Source organism: Paraglaciecola sp. IT1134 (genome assembly GCF_058068185.1).
Window position 1 is genome coordinate 3471902 of record NZ_CM176486.1, and the last position, 17061, is coordinate 3488962.

The 17061-nt window shown below is 44.1% G+C and carries 17 protein-coding genes; 3 read left to right on the forward strand and 14 right to left on the reverse strand.

Annotated features, from left to right (window positions below):
* Positions 1-108: 108 nt before the first annotated feature.
* From rnk to AC3RV5_RS15130, 3 genes are all read right to left on the reverse strand, one after another.
* Entirely contained in the window at positions 109-495 is a 387-nt protein-coding gene (gene rnk / locus AC3RV5_RS15120) for a nucleoside diphosphate kinase regulator (RefSeq protein ID WP_489728439.1), read from the reverse strand.
* 219 nt (positions 496-714) lie between these two features.
* Positions 715-1050 (reverse strand): GreA/GreB family elongation factor, encoded by a 336-nt coding sequence (locus AC3RV5_RS15125; RefSeq protein ID WP_489728440.1) that lies wholly within the window; start codon positions 1048-1050, stop codon positions 715-717.
* A gap of 438 nt (positions 1051-1488) precedes the next feature.
* Positions 1489-2142 carry a glutathione S-transferase family protein gene (locus tag AC3RV5_RS15130; protein ID WP_489728441.1) on the reverse strand — a complete coding sequence of 218 codons (654 nt, stop codon included), beginning with the start codon at positions 2140-2142 and terminating at the stop codon, positions 1489-1491.
* A gap of 326 nt (positions 2143-2468) precedes the next feature.
* Between AC3RV5_RS15130 and AC3RV5_RS15135 the strand changes: the two genes are divergently transcribed.
* Positions 2469-2705 carry a hypothetical protein gene (locus AC3RV5_RS15135; protein ID WP_489728442.1) on the forward strand — a complete coding sequence of 79 codons (237 nt, stop codon included), beginning with the start codon at positions 2469-2471 and terminating at the stop codon, positions 2703-2705.
* Positions 2706-2772: 67 nt separating this feature from the next.
* On the opposite strand, the gene AC3RV5_RS15140 is transcribed toward AC3RV5_RS15135, so the two are convergent.
* The 8 genes from AC3RV5_RS15140 to AC3RV5_RS15175 all read right to left on the reverse strand — a co-directional run bounded on the left by AC3RV5_RS15140 (position 2773) and on the right by AC3RV5_RS15175 (position 9756).
* Positions 2773-3759, reverse strand: coding sequence for an aldo/keto reductase (locus AC3RV5_RS15140; protein ID WP_489728443.1), 987 nt, complete (start codon positions 3757-3759; stop codon positions 2773-2775).
* A 31-nt stretch (positions 3760-3790) separates the two neighbouring features.
* On the reverse strand, positions 3791-4729 hold the full coding sequence (locus AC3RV5_RS15145; protein WP_489728444.1) for a Gfo/Idh/MocA family oxidoreductase: 939 nt from the start codon (positions 4727-4729) through the stop codon (positions 3791-3793).
* A 9-nt stretch (positions 4730-4738) separates the two neighbouring features.
* Complete coding sequence (locus tag AC3RV5_RS15150; RefSeq protein ID WP_489728445.1) at positions 4739-5578, reverse strand: class III extradiol dioxygenase subunit beta; 840 nt, start codon at positions 5576-5578, stop codon at positions 4739-4741.
* On the reverse strand, positions 5578-5964 hold the full coding sequence (gene ligA, locus AC3RV5_RS15155) for a protocatechuate 4,5-dioxygenase subunit alpha (RefSeq protein ID WP_489728446.1): 387 nt from the start codon (positions 5962-5964) through the stop codon (positions 5578-5580). The genes AC3RV5_RS15150 and ligA overlap by 1 nt, the downstream gene beginning before the upstream one ends.
* 18 nt (positions 5965-5982) lie before the next feature.
* Entirely contained in the window at positions 5983-6885 is a 903-nt protein-coding gene (locus tag AC3RV5_RS15160) for an amidohydrolase family protein (RefSeq protein WP_489728447.1), read from the reverse strand.
* On the reverse strand, positions 6882-7901 hold the full coding sequence (locus AC3RV5_RS15165; RefSeq protein ID WP_489728448.1) for an amidohydrolase family protein: 1020 nt from the start codon (positions 7899-7901) through the stop codon (positions 6882-6884). Before AC3RV5_RS15165 ends, AC3RV5_RS15160 begins: the two co-directional genes overlap by 4 nt.
* A 68-nt stretch (positions 7902-7969) precedes the next feature.
* Positions 7970-9067 carry a 4-oxalomesaconate tautomerase gene (locus AC3RV5_RS15170; protein ID WP_489728449.1) on the reverse strand — a complete coding sequence of 366 codons (1098 nt, stop codon included), beginning with the start codon at positions 9065-9067 and terminating at the stop codon, positions 7970-7972.
* 2 nt (positions 9068-9069) lie between these two features.
* Positions 9070-9756, reverse strand: coding sequence for a 4-carboxy-4-hydroxy-2-oxoadipate aldolase/oxaloacetate decarboxylase (locus AC3RV5_RS15175; protein WP_489728450.1), 687 nt, complete (start codon positions 9754-9756; stop codon positions 9070-9072).
* A gap of 100 nt (positions 9757-9856) precedes the next feature.
* On the opposite strand from AC3RV5_RS15175, the gene AC3RV5_RS15180 reads away from it, so the two are divergent.
* On the forward strand, positions 9857-11092 hold the full coding sequence (locus tag AC3RV5_RS15180; RefSeq protein WP_489728451.1) for a LysR family transcriptional regulator: 1236 nt from the start codon (positions 9857-9859) through the stop codon (positions 11090-11092).
* A gap of 10 nt (positions 11093-11102) precedes the next feature.
* Here AC3RV5_RS15180 and AC3RV5_RS15185 read toward each other — a convergent pair whose 3' ends face one another.
* On the reverse strand, positions 11103-11984 hold the full coding sequence (locus AC3RV5_RS15185; RefSeq protein WP_489728452.1) for a helix-turn-helix domain-containing protein: 882 nt from the start codon (positions 11982-11984) through the stop codon (positions 11103-11105).
* A gap of 140 nt (positions 11985-12124) precedes the next feature.
* On the opposite strand from AC3RV5_RS15185, the gene pobA reads away from it, so the two are divergent.
* Complete coding sequence (gene pobA / locus AC3RV5_RS15190) at positions 12125-13339, forward strand: 4-hydroxybenzoate 3-monooxygenase (RefSeq protein WP_489728453.1); 1215 nt, start codon at positions 12125-12127, stop codon at positions 13337-13339.
* A 608-nt stretch (positions 13340-13947) separates the two neighbouring features.
* Here the strand turns inward: pobA and AC3RV5_RS15195 are convergent.
* Both AC3RV5_RS15195 and AC3RV5_RS15200 read right to left on the reverse strand, forming a co-directional pair.
* Positions 13948-15036: a hypothetical protein gene (locus AC3RV5_RS15195; protein WP_489728454.1), complete on the reverse strand. Its 1089-nt coding sequence runs from the start codon at positions 15034-15036 to the stop codon at positions 13948-13950.
* Between the two features lie 410 nt (positions 15037-15446).
* Positions 15447-16889 (reverse strand): aldehyde dehydrogenase family protein, encoded by a 1443-nt coding sequence (locus AC3RV5_RS15200; protein ID WP_489728455.1) that lies wholly within the window; start codon positions 16887-16889, stop codon positions 15447-15449.
* Positions 16890-17061 lie beyond the last annotated feature (172 nt).

Here is a 17061-nt window from a genome sequence, read left to right on the forward strand (position 1 = left end):
CTGTTTTCATTTAAAGGTAAAAACTATCAATTCGCTCAATCCTGATTACTTTTTTTGTACATCCGAGAGGGTAAAGTGGTGCCTATAATCTTGATTTTTTGTCTTAGCTCAACGTTTATTGCTTTTCACACTAACTATTTCAACGGATTGCTGACCTCGTTGAGTTTGCCATTTAATACATTGCCCTGTGCTTAGTCCGATTAAAGCCGAACCTATTGGCGCAAACACCGATATACTGTCTTCGAATTTAATCGCATCTGCCGGTAAACACAATGTTTTGGTAAACGTTCTCTGAGTATCTACAAACTTAAACGTCACCTGACTACCAATGGCTACGACATGTTCAGGCATGTCTTTACATGCGACAATTTTCGCCCGGTCCAACTCATTTTCTATTGCACGAATAAATTCTGCAGGCAATTTAGAACGTTCTAGTTGGTACTCTAATTCAGCTAAATCAGCAGTTGAAATAATAATATCTGGTTGCATTTTCATAACCTCTCTCTAACATTTCTCAGAGGAAAAGGAACTCGATTGAGTCCCTCAGTTTAATTGACTATTTTTGCTTATCTTTACGCTTTTTACGTTTCTCTTTTAATGTGCTTTGCGGCTTTTTCTTCTCTTTCATTCTGTTCATAAGATCACCTTACTCTAAAAAAAATCAATACGTTTTAACTGCATTAATACCCCTTCAAAGTTGATTACTCCAAGGCCCTACCCTCCATTTTTCAGTGATAGATATTTATTAGGTGCGTTGTGACTAACGGTGATGATCTCCCATTTAAGTTCACCCTCCGATGTTTTTACTTGGACCACATCACCGCAACGAAGCCCTAATAAGTTCGCACCGATTATCGAAGTGAATGACACAATGCCTTTAGCTGGGCAGGCTGTTTCGTCTTTAACAATCCGTAACGTCAAATGTTCTCCAGTGGACATGTTTTGTAATAACACAGTACTTTTGATTCGAACACGGTTCTCCAGACGCGAGGTTTGGTGATCGCAAAACTCCAAGCGATTTAAAAGCAAGCAAAGTGCTAGTGGATCCAATAAGATCCTGTGCCCAGCTTCCTGAAGCATAAAATTAGATGGGCAAATTAAGGTTTTGCAAGACCTGAAAATACGCATAAGCACGGCTAAATCTCCAACCGGACTGATTACTAAAATAAATGAACAAACAAGGGGGTACTAGCCGAGCGTAAGGACTACGCTCGGCTTAATTTGGTAAGGTGAGTAAGTTACTCTTTATGCAGTTAATGTTAATATATTTGAACATGATTTCCTCTACGTCTGTCGAGAATAATAGCCCACCCAAAAATAAATACAAGCGCTATAAAGCAATCTATTTTTTGGGATAAACCCTAATGCCGAATAAACTCATTAAATGGCAAATAATTTTACAAAATGAGGTTTTCTCGATTATTTATCTGGATAAATATCCCAAATAAAAAGCAGTTCATCAGTTCGGGGCAATTTCAATCTGTGGCACTATTTCATTGAAGACAGGATTTTTTGCTCGCCTGGTAATACGCCCTGCATCGACGGGCGTACCTTGATGCGCGCGTAGAGGGCCGTAAGGTTCGGCCAGCGCTGCTCATCCAGCCGCTCGCCGGCGTGTTCCATATTGACCATCTGGCAAGTGAACGCCAAGTCGGCGAGGCTTAACGTGTCACCAACAAAAAATTCGGCATTACCCAAGCTTTGTTCGAGGTAGTCAAAGTGCACCGGTAGTTTTTCGTTTAAGGCCGACTGCACAGCGTTTTCATCGCAATGCTTTTTCATGCTCGGATTGCTTATGCGGTGTTCAAATATGGTGAAGGTAGTCAGTGGTGCCAGCTCGTAATCCGCATATTTTTCAAGCCAGCGTACCTTGGCATGTTGTTCAGCATTTTGTCCGATTAATGAGGTGAGGTTGGGGTGTTTGTCTTCCAGGTATTGGCAGATCACGCTGGAATCGGCCAGCGTTAAATCACCAACCTTGATTGCTGGTATACGACCCAAAGGATTGAAATCTCGAAACCAGGCTGGTTGATCAAAGGGCAAAACAATTTCCAGTTGATAATCGAGCCCTTTTTCCGCTAGGCACAGGCGCAGTTTACGAACAAATGGGGAAAGTGGAACGCCATAGACAGTCAGGCTCATCGTGGATCCTTATCAAGTAGGAAATGTATAGGGTAAGTGAAGCAGAACGCAGTTGGCAATCACCTAATTTTATTGTTAAGTTTTTACCGTGTGGACTTATTCTTAGTTATTGGCTCCAAAGGTTAGTTAAATAAGTTTTACAGAGATAGTTAGCAATAACTTTTCGTATTTTACAAATTCCCTAAGAATCGAACGCTATTATGGTTCTTTACTTACTTCCTAATTAGCGCCTAGCTAGCGGGAAATGATGGAACATCCGACAACGACCAAAAACTTTGGATATCGTGATTATTAGCGTGTTTCCACCAGCTGAAAAATAGGCCAGCATGGCCATATCAATATACCGCAAAGTCAGCATCATACGCTTAGCATTTGAACCCGATTGCACCAAACCATGCACCGGGATAACCGCCGACATCGGTAAAACGCAAGCCATGACAACTAACAACAACGGCCCTCCCCCGGCGCCCAATACCGCAGTGATAAAAGAAGTAATGCCGGCTAAGGCAATCAAGAAAAATGCCAGTAATGGGCTTAATAATTCTTCGGTATTAGTTCTATGATGTTAATTGATGACCTAAGAGCAAAAAATAGAATCTGAAAGTTGTGCGCAGGTTACCCGCCGCTTATTTAAAACTCTTCAGTATCAATTTCTAATTGGGTGGCTGCAGGATAACGGGGGCCACTAATATTATTGTGAGCAAATACCTGACTCAGTTTTTCTAACTGCTCAGTGGTGAGCGGGATATTCAACGCAGCAACATTTTCACGCAAATGTGAAACTTGGGTGGTACCCGGTATAGGATGAATATGCTCGCCTTGATGAAGTAACCAAGCCAAACTGAGCTGTGCCATACTGCATTGCAGTTCATTGCTCATCGATTCTAGCTCTGCCAATAAAGGCAGATTACGTTGCATATGTTCTGCTTGAAAACGTGGCATCCCTTTACGAATATCACCTTCAACCAACTCATTTTTATCTTTTACATGACCACTCAAAAAACCACGAGCCAAGGGCGAAAATGCCACAAAGGCAGTGCCCAATTCGCGACAAGTATCGAGTACCGATATTTCAGCATTGCGGGTCCACAATGAATATTCAGTTTGCAAAGCCGCAATAGGGTGCACTAGGTGAGCTTTGCGCAAGGTATTTGATGAAATTTCGCACAAACCGATAGCCTTGATTTTGCCTTCATCAACCATGCGAGAAAGCTCGCCTACACTGTCTTCAATGGGCACAGTTTTGTCCCAGCGATGCAGATAGTACAAATCTATTACTTCAGTTTGTAAGCTTTTAAGGGCTTGTTCTAATGTAGCGCGCAAGGTGGCAGGACGACCGTCAATCATCCGCTTGCCATCAACCCCTTTCATACCACACTTACTGGCTAGAAAAATATTATGCCGATGAGCTTTGAGTAGTTTGCCAAGCAATATTTCATTGCGGCCAAAACCATACAGGGCCGCACAATCAAAATGGGTTACGCCAATAGACAGAGCTTCGTTTAAAACGTTTGCCGCTTCGGCTTCAGTCGAGGGATGCCCGTACGCATGACTTAAGTTCATGCACCCTAAACCAATTTCAGATACCCACTGCCCGGCTAATTTACGCTGTTTCAAACGAAGCTTCCCCTATTTTTATAAGTAACATTTAACTAAGTTGTTGTTCCAGATCATGCAAAACTTTATAACAACCTAATACTTGAGCAACACTTGAATTCGGCTCCCGGCCTTCTTGAATTGCCGCAAAAAACTCTCGATCTTGCAGTTCAATGCCATTCATAGATACATCAACCTGGGATACATCAATGGGCGTTTCTTTACCATCAACCAAGTCATCATAACGGGCCAAGTAAGTGCCATTGTCACAAATGTAACGGAAAAAGGTGCCAATCGGCCCATCGTTATTAAACGACAAAGACAAGGTACAAATTGCGCCATTTTCTGCTTGTAACTGAATCGACATATCCAGTGCTATACCTAATTCTGGATGAACCGGCCCTTGTACCACATTCGCTTTAACAATTTTACTGCCCGCCTGATAAGCAAACAAATCAACGGTATGTGCCGCATGGTGCCATAGCAAATGATCAGTCCAAGAGCGTGCTTCGCCTTTCGCATTAATATTTTTACGACGGAAGAAGTAAGTCTGGACATCCATTTGTTGAATATTTAACTCGCCGGCGGTTACACGCTGCTGAATCCACTGGTGAGAAGGATTGAAGCGACGAGTATGACCGACCATACACACTAAGTCCGTTTCTTCTTGGGCTTTTACAACGGCTTGGGAATCTGCCCAACTATCCGCCAGTGGAATTTCTACCTGTACATGTTTGCCAGCCTTCATACATTGAATTGATTGCTCCGCATGTTGTTGAGTTGGGGTACATAAAATAACCGCATCAGCTTCAATTTTCAGGGCTTCGCCTAAATCGGTAAAAATTTGCGGGATCCCATATTCGTCGGCAACTTTTTGTGTTTTCTCAGGCGAGCGCCCCACTAGAGCAACCACTTCAACATCGGCAATATTTTTTATGCCATCTAAGTGTTTAATTCCAAAGGCGCCAGGGCCCACAATTATTACTTTCATTATTAACTCCTAATCATTTTCTAAAACGAGATGGCCGACAGCGGTATTTGACGCAGGAACATGATAAAAACGTTTTTTAAGTTTTACCTTGTCATTTAATGCGCCGCGCATAACTAGCCACATGACTAATTCGACACCTTCAGAACCCGCTTGATTCAAATAATCAAAATGCGGCATCTCGGCTAAGTTTTCAGCATCGTCAACAATACGATCCAAGAAGTTGTTATCAAATTCTTGATTAATTAAGCCCGCACGTGGGCCTTGCAACTGATGGCTCATGCCACCCGTACCCCAAATCTGTACGTTTACATCTTCATCAAAACTTTCAACCGCATTACGAATCGCTTTGCCCAAGGCATAGCAACGTTTACCAGATGGTGCAGGATATAGCACTACGTTGACGGCTAGTGGGATCACCTTGCAGGGCCAACTTTCTGGTTGACCAAACATGAGCGACAAAGGCACGGTCAAGCCATGATCCACATCCATTTTATTCACTATAGTTAAGTCAAAATCTTGTTGAATAACAGATTGGGCGATGTGCGAGGCAAGCTCAGGATAGCCTTCGACTGTAGGTACTGGTCTTGGGCCCCACCCTTCATCAGCAGGGGCAAAAGACGGTGCACAGCCTAAGGCAAAAGTAGGAATAATATTCATGTCAAAAGCAGAGGCATGATCGTTATAGACCAAAATAACCACATCGGGTTTACTTTGCTTTATCCATTCTTTGCCAAAATCATAGCCGGCAAACAAGGGTTGCCAGTAAGGATCTGTTGTTTTGCCATTATCGATGGCGGCACCAATAGCGGGTACGTGTGACGTAGCCACACCGGCTGTAATTTTAGCCATTATTTATCTCCTTCAAACATGTTGCCTTTGGGAGTTCGCCCACCATCGAGCATCATTTGGGCATATTCTGGCTGGCTCATACCGGTCATGGTAGCCGCAGCAAACTGAAAACTGAGTCCATCACAGGAAAATATTTTCGCTAGAAAATAAATATTCCCGCCACTGGCCATCATGCGATTGTAATCACGAGCTAGCACCCCTTGCTTTTGCTCTTCGGTCATATCCCACTCGTCTACATAAGCACGCTCGTCTGCTTTAAACCGTTCTCGGTTTTCTGCTTTCATTAACGACATGCAGAATTGATTAAGATGATAGCCAAGGCGACTCATTTCCGCATCAAACACGGTTGTGCCTGGGATTTTTTGATAAGGCTTATCTAAAGACATTATTTCTTCCTTTTTAGCTTATTTGTCCTGTTCAGGCCAATACAGGCGCATGGGATTATCGATAAGTAACTTTCGTTGAAGCTCAGCCGTTGGTGCAATAAGTGGGATCATATCCACTAATTGACCATCATCTGGCATATGCGTTTTCATATTCGGGTGTGGCCAGTCAGTACCCCACAATACCCGGTCAGAAAACTGCTCAACTACGGTGCGGGCAAAGGGAACAACATCCACATAATGCTTCGATGGGCCAACAACAGATATACGCTCTGGGCAACTTACCTTTGACCAGAAGTTTTCATTGTCAGACATTAACTTTAAAAACAAGTTAAATTCCGGTCCGTTAAGGGGTTTTGATACATCAGGACGACCCATGTGATCGACCACCACCGTGGTTGGCAGACTGGTAAAAAAGTCATATAACTCCGGTAGTTCCTGACCTTCAAAATAAATCACAATATGCCAATCCAGTTCTTTGATGCGACTGGCGATACGTTTGAGTGAATCAAACGGTAGGGCATCCACCAGACGTTTGACAAAGTTGAAGCGCACGCCACGCACCCCCGCTGCATGCAGGGCTTCAAGTTCTGCATCTGTTACACTTTCAGTGACCGTTGCCACACCACGGGCTAAACCACGCGAAGTTTTTAGTGCGCCGACTAAAGCGCGGTTATCTGCACCATGACAGGTGGCCTGCACAATCACGTTGCGACTAAAGCCAAGATAATCACTCAGTGACCATAATTGCGCTTTCGAGGCATCACACGGAGTGTATTTACGCTGCGGGGCAAACGGGAATTCTGCGCCAGGTCCAAATACATGACAATGGGCATCAATCGCCCCTTCAGGCACAACAAATTTAGGTTTAGAGGGAGACGGATCCCAATCTAACCAATCAGCGTCTTTGGTGAAGCCTGTCATAGTCCCATTCCTATTAACTTTTTGTCCAATCCAGGGTAAATGCGGCGGGCATTGCCTGAATACACTTTTGTACGGTCTTCGTCTGAAAGGTTCAATCCATCAACATAGCGCTTAGTATCATCAAAATAGTTACCTGTTTCAGGGTCTATTCCGCGCACCGCACCGATCATTTCAGAGCCAAACAGAATGTTCTCAATATCGATAACTTTGAACAGTAAATCGATACCAGGCTGATGGTAAACACAGGTATCAAAATACACGTTTTTCATCACGTGCTCACGCAGAGGCGGTTGTTTCATCATATCCGCCAGCCCACGATAACGGCCCCAGTGGTAGGGTACTGCGCCGCCGCCATGAGGAATAATAAAACGTAAGTCTGGAAAATCTTTAAACAGATTACCTTCTAAAAACTGCATAAAAGCTGTGGTGTCAGCGTTCATGTAGTGAGCGCCGGTAGCATGAAAATTGGGATTACACGAGCCAGACACATGGATCATCGCTGGCACATCAAGCTCAACCATTTTTTCATACATTGGATACCAGCTTGGGTCGGTTAAAGGCGCTGAAGTCCAATGACCACCTGAAGGATCAGGATTTAAGTTACAGCCCACAAATCCCTTCTCAGTAACACAGCGTTCCAGCTCTGCAACAGAATTTTGAATGGGCACGCCAGGCGACTGTGGTAGTTGGCATACACCAATAAAACGCTCTGGGTATAAATCGACTACACGCGCTATTAAATCATTGCAGGCTGATGTCCACTGTTTTGATACTGCTTCATTCCCCACATGGTGAGCCATGGCAGAAGCTCGTGGGGAAAAGATAGTCATATCTAGACCACGTTCATCTAACAATTTAATCTGATTAAGTTCGATACTTTCTTGTATTTGTTCGTCACTGATATGCGGTACTTCAGGCAAGGCTTTAGCGTCTTTATAAGCTTTAACCTGCGCCTCACGGAACAACTGTAAAGGCTCTGGCGCGGTCGTATAATGGCCGTGGCAATCGATGATCATATATCTCTCCTCAATTCTGCGGATCTAATTTTTCTTACCTAAAAACTAACAAATCTTTATCAGCCACTTTATTGGCTTGGTAACATGGCTTCGCCGCGCATTAACAAACGCGCAGTGCGCAAAAGCGCAGCCCGTTGCACGGTAAATTCGGCAATATTATGACTACCCACCACTTCCATTTCGACAGTAAACTGCCCAGTGGGATGCTCAACCTCAATGCTAATAGTACCGTCACTAAAGGTTTGCTGAATCAAATCACTGGCGACAGTACCTTCTAAAACACAGGCCGTGGCAACACTCACCGAACCTAAAACACCTATCGCTTCATGTACGCGATGAGGAATAAAGGTGCGGGTATTCAGTACTCCCCCCTTTAAAGCAGGGGATATCAAACTCATTTTAGGCACGGTTTTTTTGCTTACGTCGCCCAGATTCATTAATTTACCGGCTTCTAGCCTAATCGCCTCAACCTTATCTTTAAGTGATTGATTCGATTCTAATTCACTGGGTGTTTCGGCGCCGCTTAAACCAAATGACTCTGCTTTAAGCAGCACCACTGGCATGCCATTGTCAATACAGGTGATAGGAACATCTAAAATCACGTCCTGAGCATTTCCCGTAGGGAAAAGCTGACCACAGCTCGAGCCTGCAATGTCCAAGAAATCAATTAAGATTGGTGCCGCGCTACCCGGTACGCCGTCGATCGCGGCTTTGCCTTGGTAATTAACGATACCTTGCGGAGTTTCGACTCGCGTAACCGCATTGGCCCCAGTATTGAGCATATGAATGCGAACATCTGTGTAGGGTTCAGAGGCTGCAATCAATTTTTGTTCAATGACAAACGGGCCAACACCAGCGAGTAAGTTTCCGCAATTTTGCGCATCACTGACTTCCGCTTTATCCACCACCACTTGTAAAAATAGGTAATCCACATCAGCGTCATCGCGAGTCGACTTACTCACAATAGCGACCTTGCTGGTGAGTGGATGAGCACCACCTAACCCATCAATTTGGCGCTCATCTGGCGAGCCCATCAATCTCAGTAATAATTGATCGCGCTCAATGGGATCAACTGGCAAATCTTCGGCCAGAAAATACAATCCCTTAGACGTGCCACCGCGCATAATGTAACAAGAAATGGCGCTTTGTAGGTGTGTTGCAGCCATGCTTATTGCTCGTCGTACTTAACATAAACCAAACCTTTAGCCGCAAGCCGTTCGCGCATATTGTAAATATCAAGTCCTAGCTCACCGTTCTCAAAACGCACGCGCTTAGATTCTTCATTTGCCATACGCTGCACCATCTTAGTCAATACACTGTCAGCTTCTTCGCGCTGCACCACGACAACGCCATCTTCATCCGCAACAATTATGTCACCTGGGCGAATATAGGCACCAGCACACATGACAGGTACATTAACGTTGGCAATGGTTTCTTTTACGCAACCTTGAGAAAACACCGCTTTTGACCACACCGGAAAATTCATTTCCATTAAGGTGGCGGTATCACGCACCCCCCCTTCGATGATCAGACCCAATACGCCACGTGCTTTAAGTGAGGTGGCGAGTAAGTCTCCGAAAAAGCCATCAATACAAGGACTGGTAGGCTTAACCACTAACACATCACCAGGCTGACATTGTTCGACTGCAACATGGATCATCCAGTTGTCACCCGGTGCCACTTCGCACGTCACGGCGGGACCAGCAATTTTAGCGGGCTTGTAAATCGGACGCATATAGTCAGCTAATAAACCTTTACGACCCTGCGCTTCGTGCACAGTAGCCACTTCAGCTCCTTGATACTTAGCCACAAGAGTTTTATCAGGACGAGGAATATCAGTTACACAAATTGCCATAGCTTCACCTATTGAAATAAAATTGACGAAAATCAGTATGGCGTACAGTTCGTTAAAAAACAGTTTAAAAAGATGACACTCACCATTAGTTTTTTCTATAATGACTGAAAAACAAGCTAACAAAATAAACATGGTATTTAATCTCAGGCATTTGCTTTGCGCGTTAGAAATACAGAACACAGGAACCATTAGTGCAGCAGCTAAACAGATTCATTTAACCCAATCTGCGCTCACTCAAGGTATTAATAAACTTGAAGCGACTCTCGGGTTGTCACTTTTCAGCCGCACTAACTCAGGTATGTATTGTACTGACAACGGTGCTCGTTTTTTAAACCGGGTTGACCGTGCCTTTAAACATTTACATTATGTGGGTGCTATGTTGTTTAGTGCCGACAAGCCAAAGAAGCACTCCTTTGTGCGTTCAGTCAGTTGTCGCCAGCTAAAAGCTCTGATCACCATCACCGAGCTACAAAGCTATACCGCTGCTGCCATGCGCTTGGGGCTTACTCAGCCCACGTTACATCGCTCCATTAAAGATTTAGAAATCTTGTGCGATCAATCGTTATTCCAACGTTCACCAACAGGTGTAGAGCCTACGTGGCGTGCGCGTCAGCTAACACGTTATGCCAGCTTATTTTTCGCCGAACTAACACAAGGGGTAGAAGAAATTGGCGAGGTCAGTGGTCGTATGAATGGCTCAATACGCATTGGCAGCCTTCCTTTGGCCCGCACCGAAATTGTGCCTCGCTGTGTGCTGCAATTGCTAGACGAATTTCCGCTGGCGCAGGTCAGTATTATTGATGGGTCTTATGAAGAACAAGTCACCTATCTATTGCATGGCCAGTTGCACGTTATCGTAGGTGCGTTACGACATCCCCTGCCACATAACGATATAAAGCAACATAAGCTATTTGATGACCCCCTGAGTATGGTGGTTAAAGCAGGCCACAAATTTGCAACGCGTGCAGCCTTGTCAAACGAAGAATTGCAAAGCCTGAAGTGGGTGGTACCAGGAAAAGGCGTACCCGCTCGCCTGGTATTTGATGAGTTATTTAACAGCCGTGGCTTAGTGCCGCCCGAGCAGGTAATAGAGTGCAGCGCCATGGTCGCTATACGCGGATTACTGCTCAACAGTGAAAGAGCCGCCTTATTGCCAGCAAGACAAGTCGAAGTCGAAGTTAAGAACGGTTTATTGGCGGTATGCCCTATGCCTCTGGCGGATACAAATCGTGAAATAGGCTTGAGCGTGCGAAAAAACTGGCAAGCCACCCGCATTCAAAATCGATTTTTACAAATAATTGAATCTCACTATGAGCAAAGTACCACTTCGCAATGAAATAAGTCGCTTATGAAATCGCACTTGATTTACGATACGCCCCCGCACTCATACCCACGCCGAGTTTAAAAAAGCGACTGAAATAGCCTGGCTCTTTATAACCCAGCGTATAAGCGATTTCCTCGACACTCTGACGGGTGTATATCAGTCGCCGTTTTGCTTCGCTGATCACGCGTTGATGAATAATTGACTTAGGTGAGTCGTTTAATTGTCCCTGACACAATCGATTGAGAGTCGACACGGAAACGTGTAGTAACTTTGCATAATCCTGTACCGATAAATGCTGGGTATAATTCTGCTCAATTAAATGTCGAAACCCGAGCAAAACCTTTGACACACGTCCGCTTGGGCCTGCACTCACGGCTTGCAAGTGTTGCTGTCGCTTGATGGTGAGTAATATCATTTGCACTAATCTATTAATTGCAAGTCCCTGCTCTGCTTCTGCGCTAACCAGTTCATCTTTGAGCAATTTGATGTAAGTCATAAAGCGCTCAATTTGCTGCTTGTCACGAAACTCAATCACCGAGGGTACCCATAAAGGCTCTGGTAAAGTGGATTGGGGGTCAACATTGCTCGTACCTTCTAATACATCTTGGTTTAGCGATACTACATAGCCTTGAATATTGGGCTCAAACACAAAGCCATGCACTACACCGGCGGGTATTAACACTAACCAGTTTCCACTTAGCTCATACCGTTTATCGTCAAGTTGAACTACCCATGAGTCATCAAAAGTACAAATGATTTGCGTGAGCTTGTCATGTCTATGCGGTTCAATTTCCCATCCTAAGCCACGGCTTCGAAAGGCTATATCTTCCACATGAGCCAAACCAACATCCTTGCGAATAAAGGATTCACCATATAAATCGTAAAAAGGAATACTAGCCGACATATCTATTAATCATAAGTTAACGTGTAGTGACATTAATTTAACATGACGCAAAAGTACAATGATATGCAACAGAGTTGAATTACAAAATCTCCATAACTATCCGATTATAAAGTCACTGAGTTAGTCAATGAGTGAAAATAATGCAGACCATCAAAACAAAAGTCGCCATTATCGGCGCAGGACCATCAGGATTATTGTTAGGCCAACTTTTGGCGAAACAGGGTCTCGACAACATCATTATTGAACGAGTATCTGGTGAGTACGTGTTAGGCCGTATACGTGCCGGGATATTGGAACAAGGCTTAGTGGATTTGCTCCGTGAGGCACAAGTCAGTGAGCGGATGGACAGTGAGGGGCATGTGCATGATGGATTTGAAATTAGTTACTATGGCACCTCATACCGTATCGATTTGAATAAGCTGACTGGTGGTAAAACCGTCATGTGTTATGGACAAACCGAAGTCACCCGCGACTTAATGGAGGCCCGAAAAACCAAAGCGTTAACGACATACTACAGTTCCAGTGACGTTGCCTTACATAATATTGAAAGTGCCCAACCTTCGGTAACTTTCGAGCAAGATGGTGTTAAATACACATTAGAGTGTGACTATATTGCCGGCTGCGATGGCTTTCATGGTGTATCACGCAAAAGCATTCCAGAAGAAAAGCGCAACGAGTTTGAACGCGTGTATCCCTTTGGCTGGTTAGGCTTACTCAGCGACACTCCGCCTGTCAGCGAAGAGCTAATCTACTGTAAAACTAAACGTGGATTCGCCTTGGCCAGTATGCGCTCATCATCACGCTCTCGTTATTACCTACAAGTGCCACTAACGGACAAAGTCGAAGAGTGGAGTGATGAAAGATTTTGGGATGAGTTGAAAAAGCGTTTACCTCAAGAAGCTGCTAGCACGCTCATTACCGGACCAAGCCTCGAAAAGAGTATTGCCCCGCTACGTAGTTTTGTATGTGAGCCGATGCAGTTAGGTAAGCTGTTTTTAGTCGGTGATTCTGCTCACATCGTGCCCCCAACAGGCGCAAAAGGGTTAAACCTAGCGGCTTCAGATGTATCAACCTTGTACCGCTTGCTAACAAAAGAGTACAACGAGGGTGCGACCAATGCTTCCCAACAATATTCAGAAATAGCCTTGCGCCGGGTATGGCATGCCGAACGTTTTTCGTGGTGGATGAGTAATATGCTGCACGAATTTAGCGAATGTGGTGGTGACGCAAATGACATGGACAATAAAACCTTCGAGCGTTTCATGGCATCAGAGCTGGACTTCTTCCTGACTCATGAAGAAGGTCAGAAGGTTATGGCGACCCAATATGTTGGCATGCCGTATTCCGACGTGTAAATTCAAGTCGCGGTAATTACCTTACTAGTCTGTTAGTTATAAAACTAACAGGCTAGCTTTTTTGCAATGTACGGATTAAACAAGTCCAACTCAGCCAAAACCACTCCCCCCAAGCTACCTCACAATACTATCGAACTTGGAATCGCTCGTTAACCACTAGACCTTCTTTTTGATGTGAATTTTTATCCTCTGGTGGAAGATAAAACTTGCATATTAAGGCGTCTTAACAAGGTGGTGTGCATCACAGTATATTGCGCGAGAAAAGCACCATGGGTAAGGAATGCGCTGTTATCTATAATAGCGTTAGAGTGTGCCTCAGGGCACTTATCAATAGGCCAACCAGAGTGCTGATAGTCGAAGCTATAAGGTGAAAAAAATCACGTGGGACTGATACATATAGACTTCATAGCTGAGAGACTCTGATGTCTCTGTAAATATATTTTTAATCCACACACTCGTTTACGCAAATGAAAAAATTAGTGACGATTCACCGAGTATTTCGCAGTACAAAGGGAATAGTTATTTGAAGCGACTTGAGAGATGAAAATACAAGAATTCGGTGCTGAACAGCCTCGTTAGCACCGAATCATAATCTTAATAAAACTCGCTTATTTGCGTTTTACTGGCCAAAGCTCAAATGCACCAGCAATGATATTGATAACAGGGAAAGTAACACCCAACATCGCCGTACCAATCCAGGCTTCACGTGCGTATCCCATCTCAGGACCAGCAACCAGTTCCATGCCAGCAAACATCGGTAACACAAATGAATAAAGGTGATACATCACAAACGCGCCAATCAGACATAATGCCGTTTTCATTAACCCCTTAACTGGCTGAAGCCGATCACTAAAGAGCTGAAACTGCATCATATTATCGACTAAAAAAGTACCGAAAATAATGCACACAGGGCCTTTAACCATAAAGTCCATTGGCTCCATTTCAAGCACGCCAACAAAAACGTAAAATAAAATGCTAGCCAGAAAAACGATCCAAGCTGTGCCTAATATTCCCATCAACGGTTGACTAATTGCTTTTGCAGCCTTCGTTACTGGCCACATCTCAAACATAGTTACAACCATAACCATTGCCACAACGGTAACCGCGAATGACAGAGCACTGATTCCGTTGAACATTCCACCCGGTTCTAAGTCTGCGGAATAAAATGGTAAGCCTGCAAAAAAGCTGTAGTTGTAGAATATTTCAAAAAGTACGTCATTCAGTAAATAGCAGTAAATCAATATACCCAACCCTTGCAATATAGGATTGTCTGTCATCTTATTGATTGGCCAGCCTCCAAATACCAGTATGACCAGCAAACTTACGCCAACTGATTGGATCGCAAAGTGTATCAATATAGGACTCATCACGCCTTGCCCAACGGTAAAATAAAGCAATGGAGTAATGACGCTCCCAGCAAATAACACCATCAATGTGAGCAGACTTCCCTTAAGCGGTTGGGCTATATTAGTTATTTTACTCGGCACACTGTGTTGCCATACAACCGCCATCATCACTTGGAATGGGGTTGCACATAATAAGAAGGTACCAACCCACTCTAAAAAGAAGGATAGCCCGAAAGCTTGCGTAAATCCGGCGATGATAAGGGATGAAACCAGCAGTACTAATAAGGTTGCACAACTTCCAATGAGTATCGGACTACTCTGTTTTTCTTCAATTGACTGAACTTCGCTCACTAGGCTCTCCGGTATTATTATTTGATTAAAGCAAACCATTTCGGCTATAAAGCAAGAACGTGTATATTCATTAATGCCTTGAATTTTGTATATCGAGCACGCTTAAATCGTTTTTGAATAGCGGGGCTCAACTCACTTATGCACAGTGAATATTACGTCCTATTACAAAATAACTTCTTTGCTTGGTACTATTTTTAACGTTAAAAAAGCTCACCCCCCCCCTAAAATAGGGCGTCGACGATTGAGTTGATTTAAGGGCGCGGCTTTAATAAGTACGCTAATGCGAGTTATCACATAGCGCACTTGTCCTATTGTCTAGACTTTATGAATTCAAGCAATCAGGCTCATCTACGTAATGTGAAATCACCAAACTTTAATGTTTCACTCTGATATAGCGGGTGAACGCTAGATTAAAATGGGAATTTTTGTTTACCTGTTTGCACGGTGATCCACTTTAACTCCGTGAACTCATCCATTGCGAAAGTGCCACCTTCACGCCCCATACCACTGTCTTTAACACCGCCGAAAGGAACGACTGCTTCATCACGGATACTCGGTCCATTAATGTGAACCATGCCGCTCTCGAGGTTTTCAGAAAAGAAGAAACTCATTTGCAGATCATTGGTTATAACGGCACTGGTCAAGCCATATTCGCTGTTGTTTGCTAATGCTAATGCATGTAAATGGTCAGACGCTTTAATAACACTTGCCACGGGTCCAAAACATTCAGTATGGAAAATGGACATCTTGGATGTCACGCCACTGATAACGGTAGGCTGAAATACATTGCCCTCGTAATTGCCACCGACGTCAATCTTCGCGCCTTGCTCAACCGCTTTGTCGACCTGTTTCTTAATAAATTCTGGCTGTGTCGGGCGAATTAGCGGACCGACTATAACGCCAGGATCACGCGGGTTACCGTAACCCAGTGTTTTTACTTTGGCTGCGAATTTACCAACAAACTCATCATAAACAGCATCTTCAACGATGACGCGAGAGCCCGTCATACAGACTTGTCCTTGGTGCATAAAGTTACTAAATGTCGCCGCGTCTACGGCATAATCCACATCCGCGTCAGCGAGTACTATAAAGGGATTTTTCCCGCCCATTTCTAACGTGATCGGCTTATGATACTTAGCACAAGCTAACGCTAACGACTTACCGACACGGGTTGAGCCTGTAAACGTCACTTTGCGTACACGTTTATCAGCGATCAGCACATCACCTAACTCTGCACCATTAGCAGGTATGACATTCAAAACGCCTTTGGGCAAACCGCCTTCTGTCATAACTTCTGCTAGCTTCAGTGCAATAACGGGAGTCACTTCAGACGGCTTAAGTACAACTGTATTTCCAGCGGCTAACGCCCAACCTATTTTTCTGATCGCCAACAATAGTGGGAAATTAAATGGTGCGATGGAAAGTACAACACCGAGCGGACGGCGAATAGAGTACGATTTGACCCCAGGATAATCTGATTGGTATGTTTCACCTTTTACGCGGCGACATTCACCCGCCATTCCACGAAGAAAACTAGGCGCATGATGCGTTTCATAGCCTGCCTTAAGCATACTTGAGCCAGCCTCATCGATGAGCAGATCTTTAAACTCATCTGCCCGGCGCTCCATAGCATCAGCAACGTCTAGTAGAATTTTTTCCCGTGCAGATGGAAGTACATCTTTCCAAGTTTGGAATGCAGTATGTGCAGCTTCTATGGCGTCGGTAGCATCTTGCACGCTAGCCAATTGCACAGTTGCATACGCCTCATCCGTCGCTGGGTTATAACTCGTGTCCTCCTTCCCTGACGTTGCTTGTCTATATTCACCGTTAATAAATAGTTGGTATGACTGCATGTAATTAATCCCCTATGCGTGGCTTTAAGCGGGTAAACGCATTTAACGTGTTATTTTAAAAACTTAAAGCGCCTTTTATCAGTTAAGCAAAGTGTATTGGATATACCCATATGCAACCAATGTGAATTGATTGATAAGGTATGTGAAAAAATTGAATCTGACTTGTTAATAA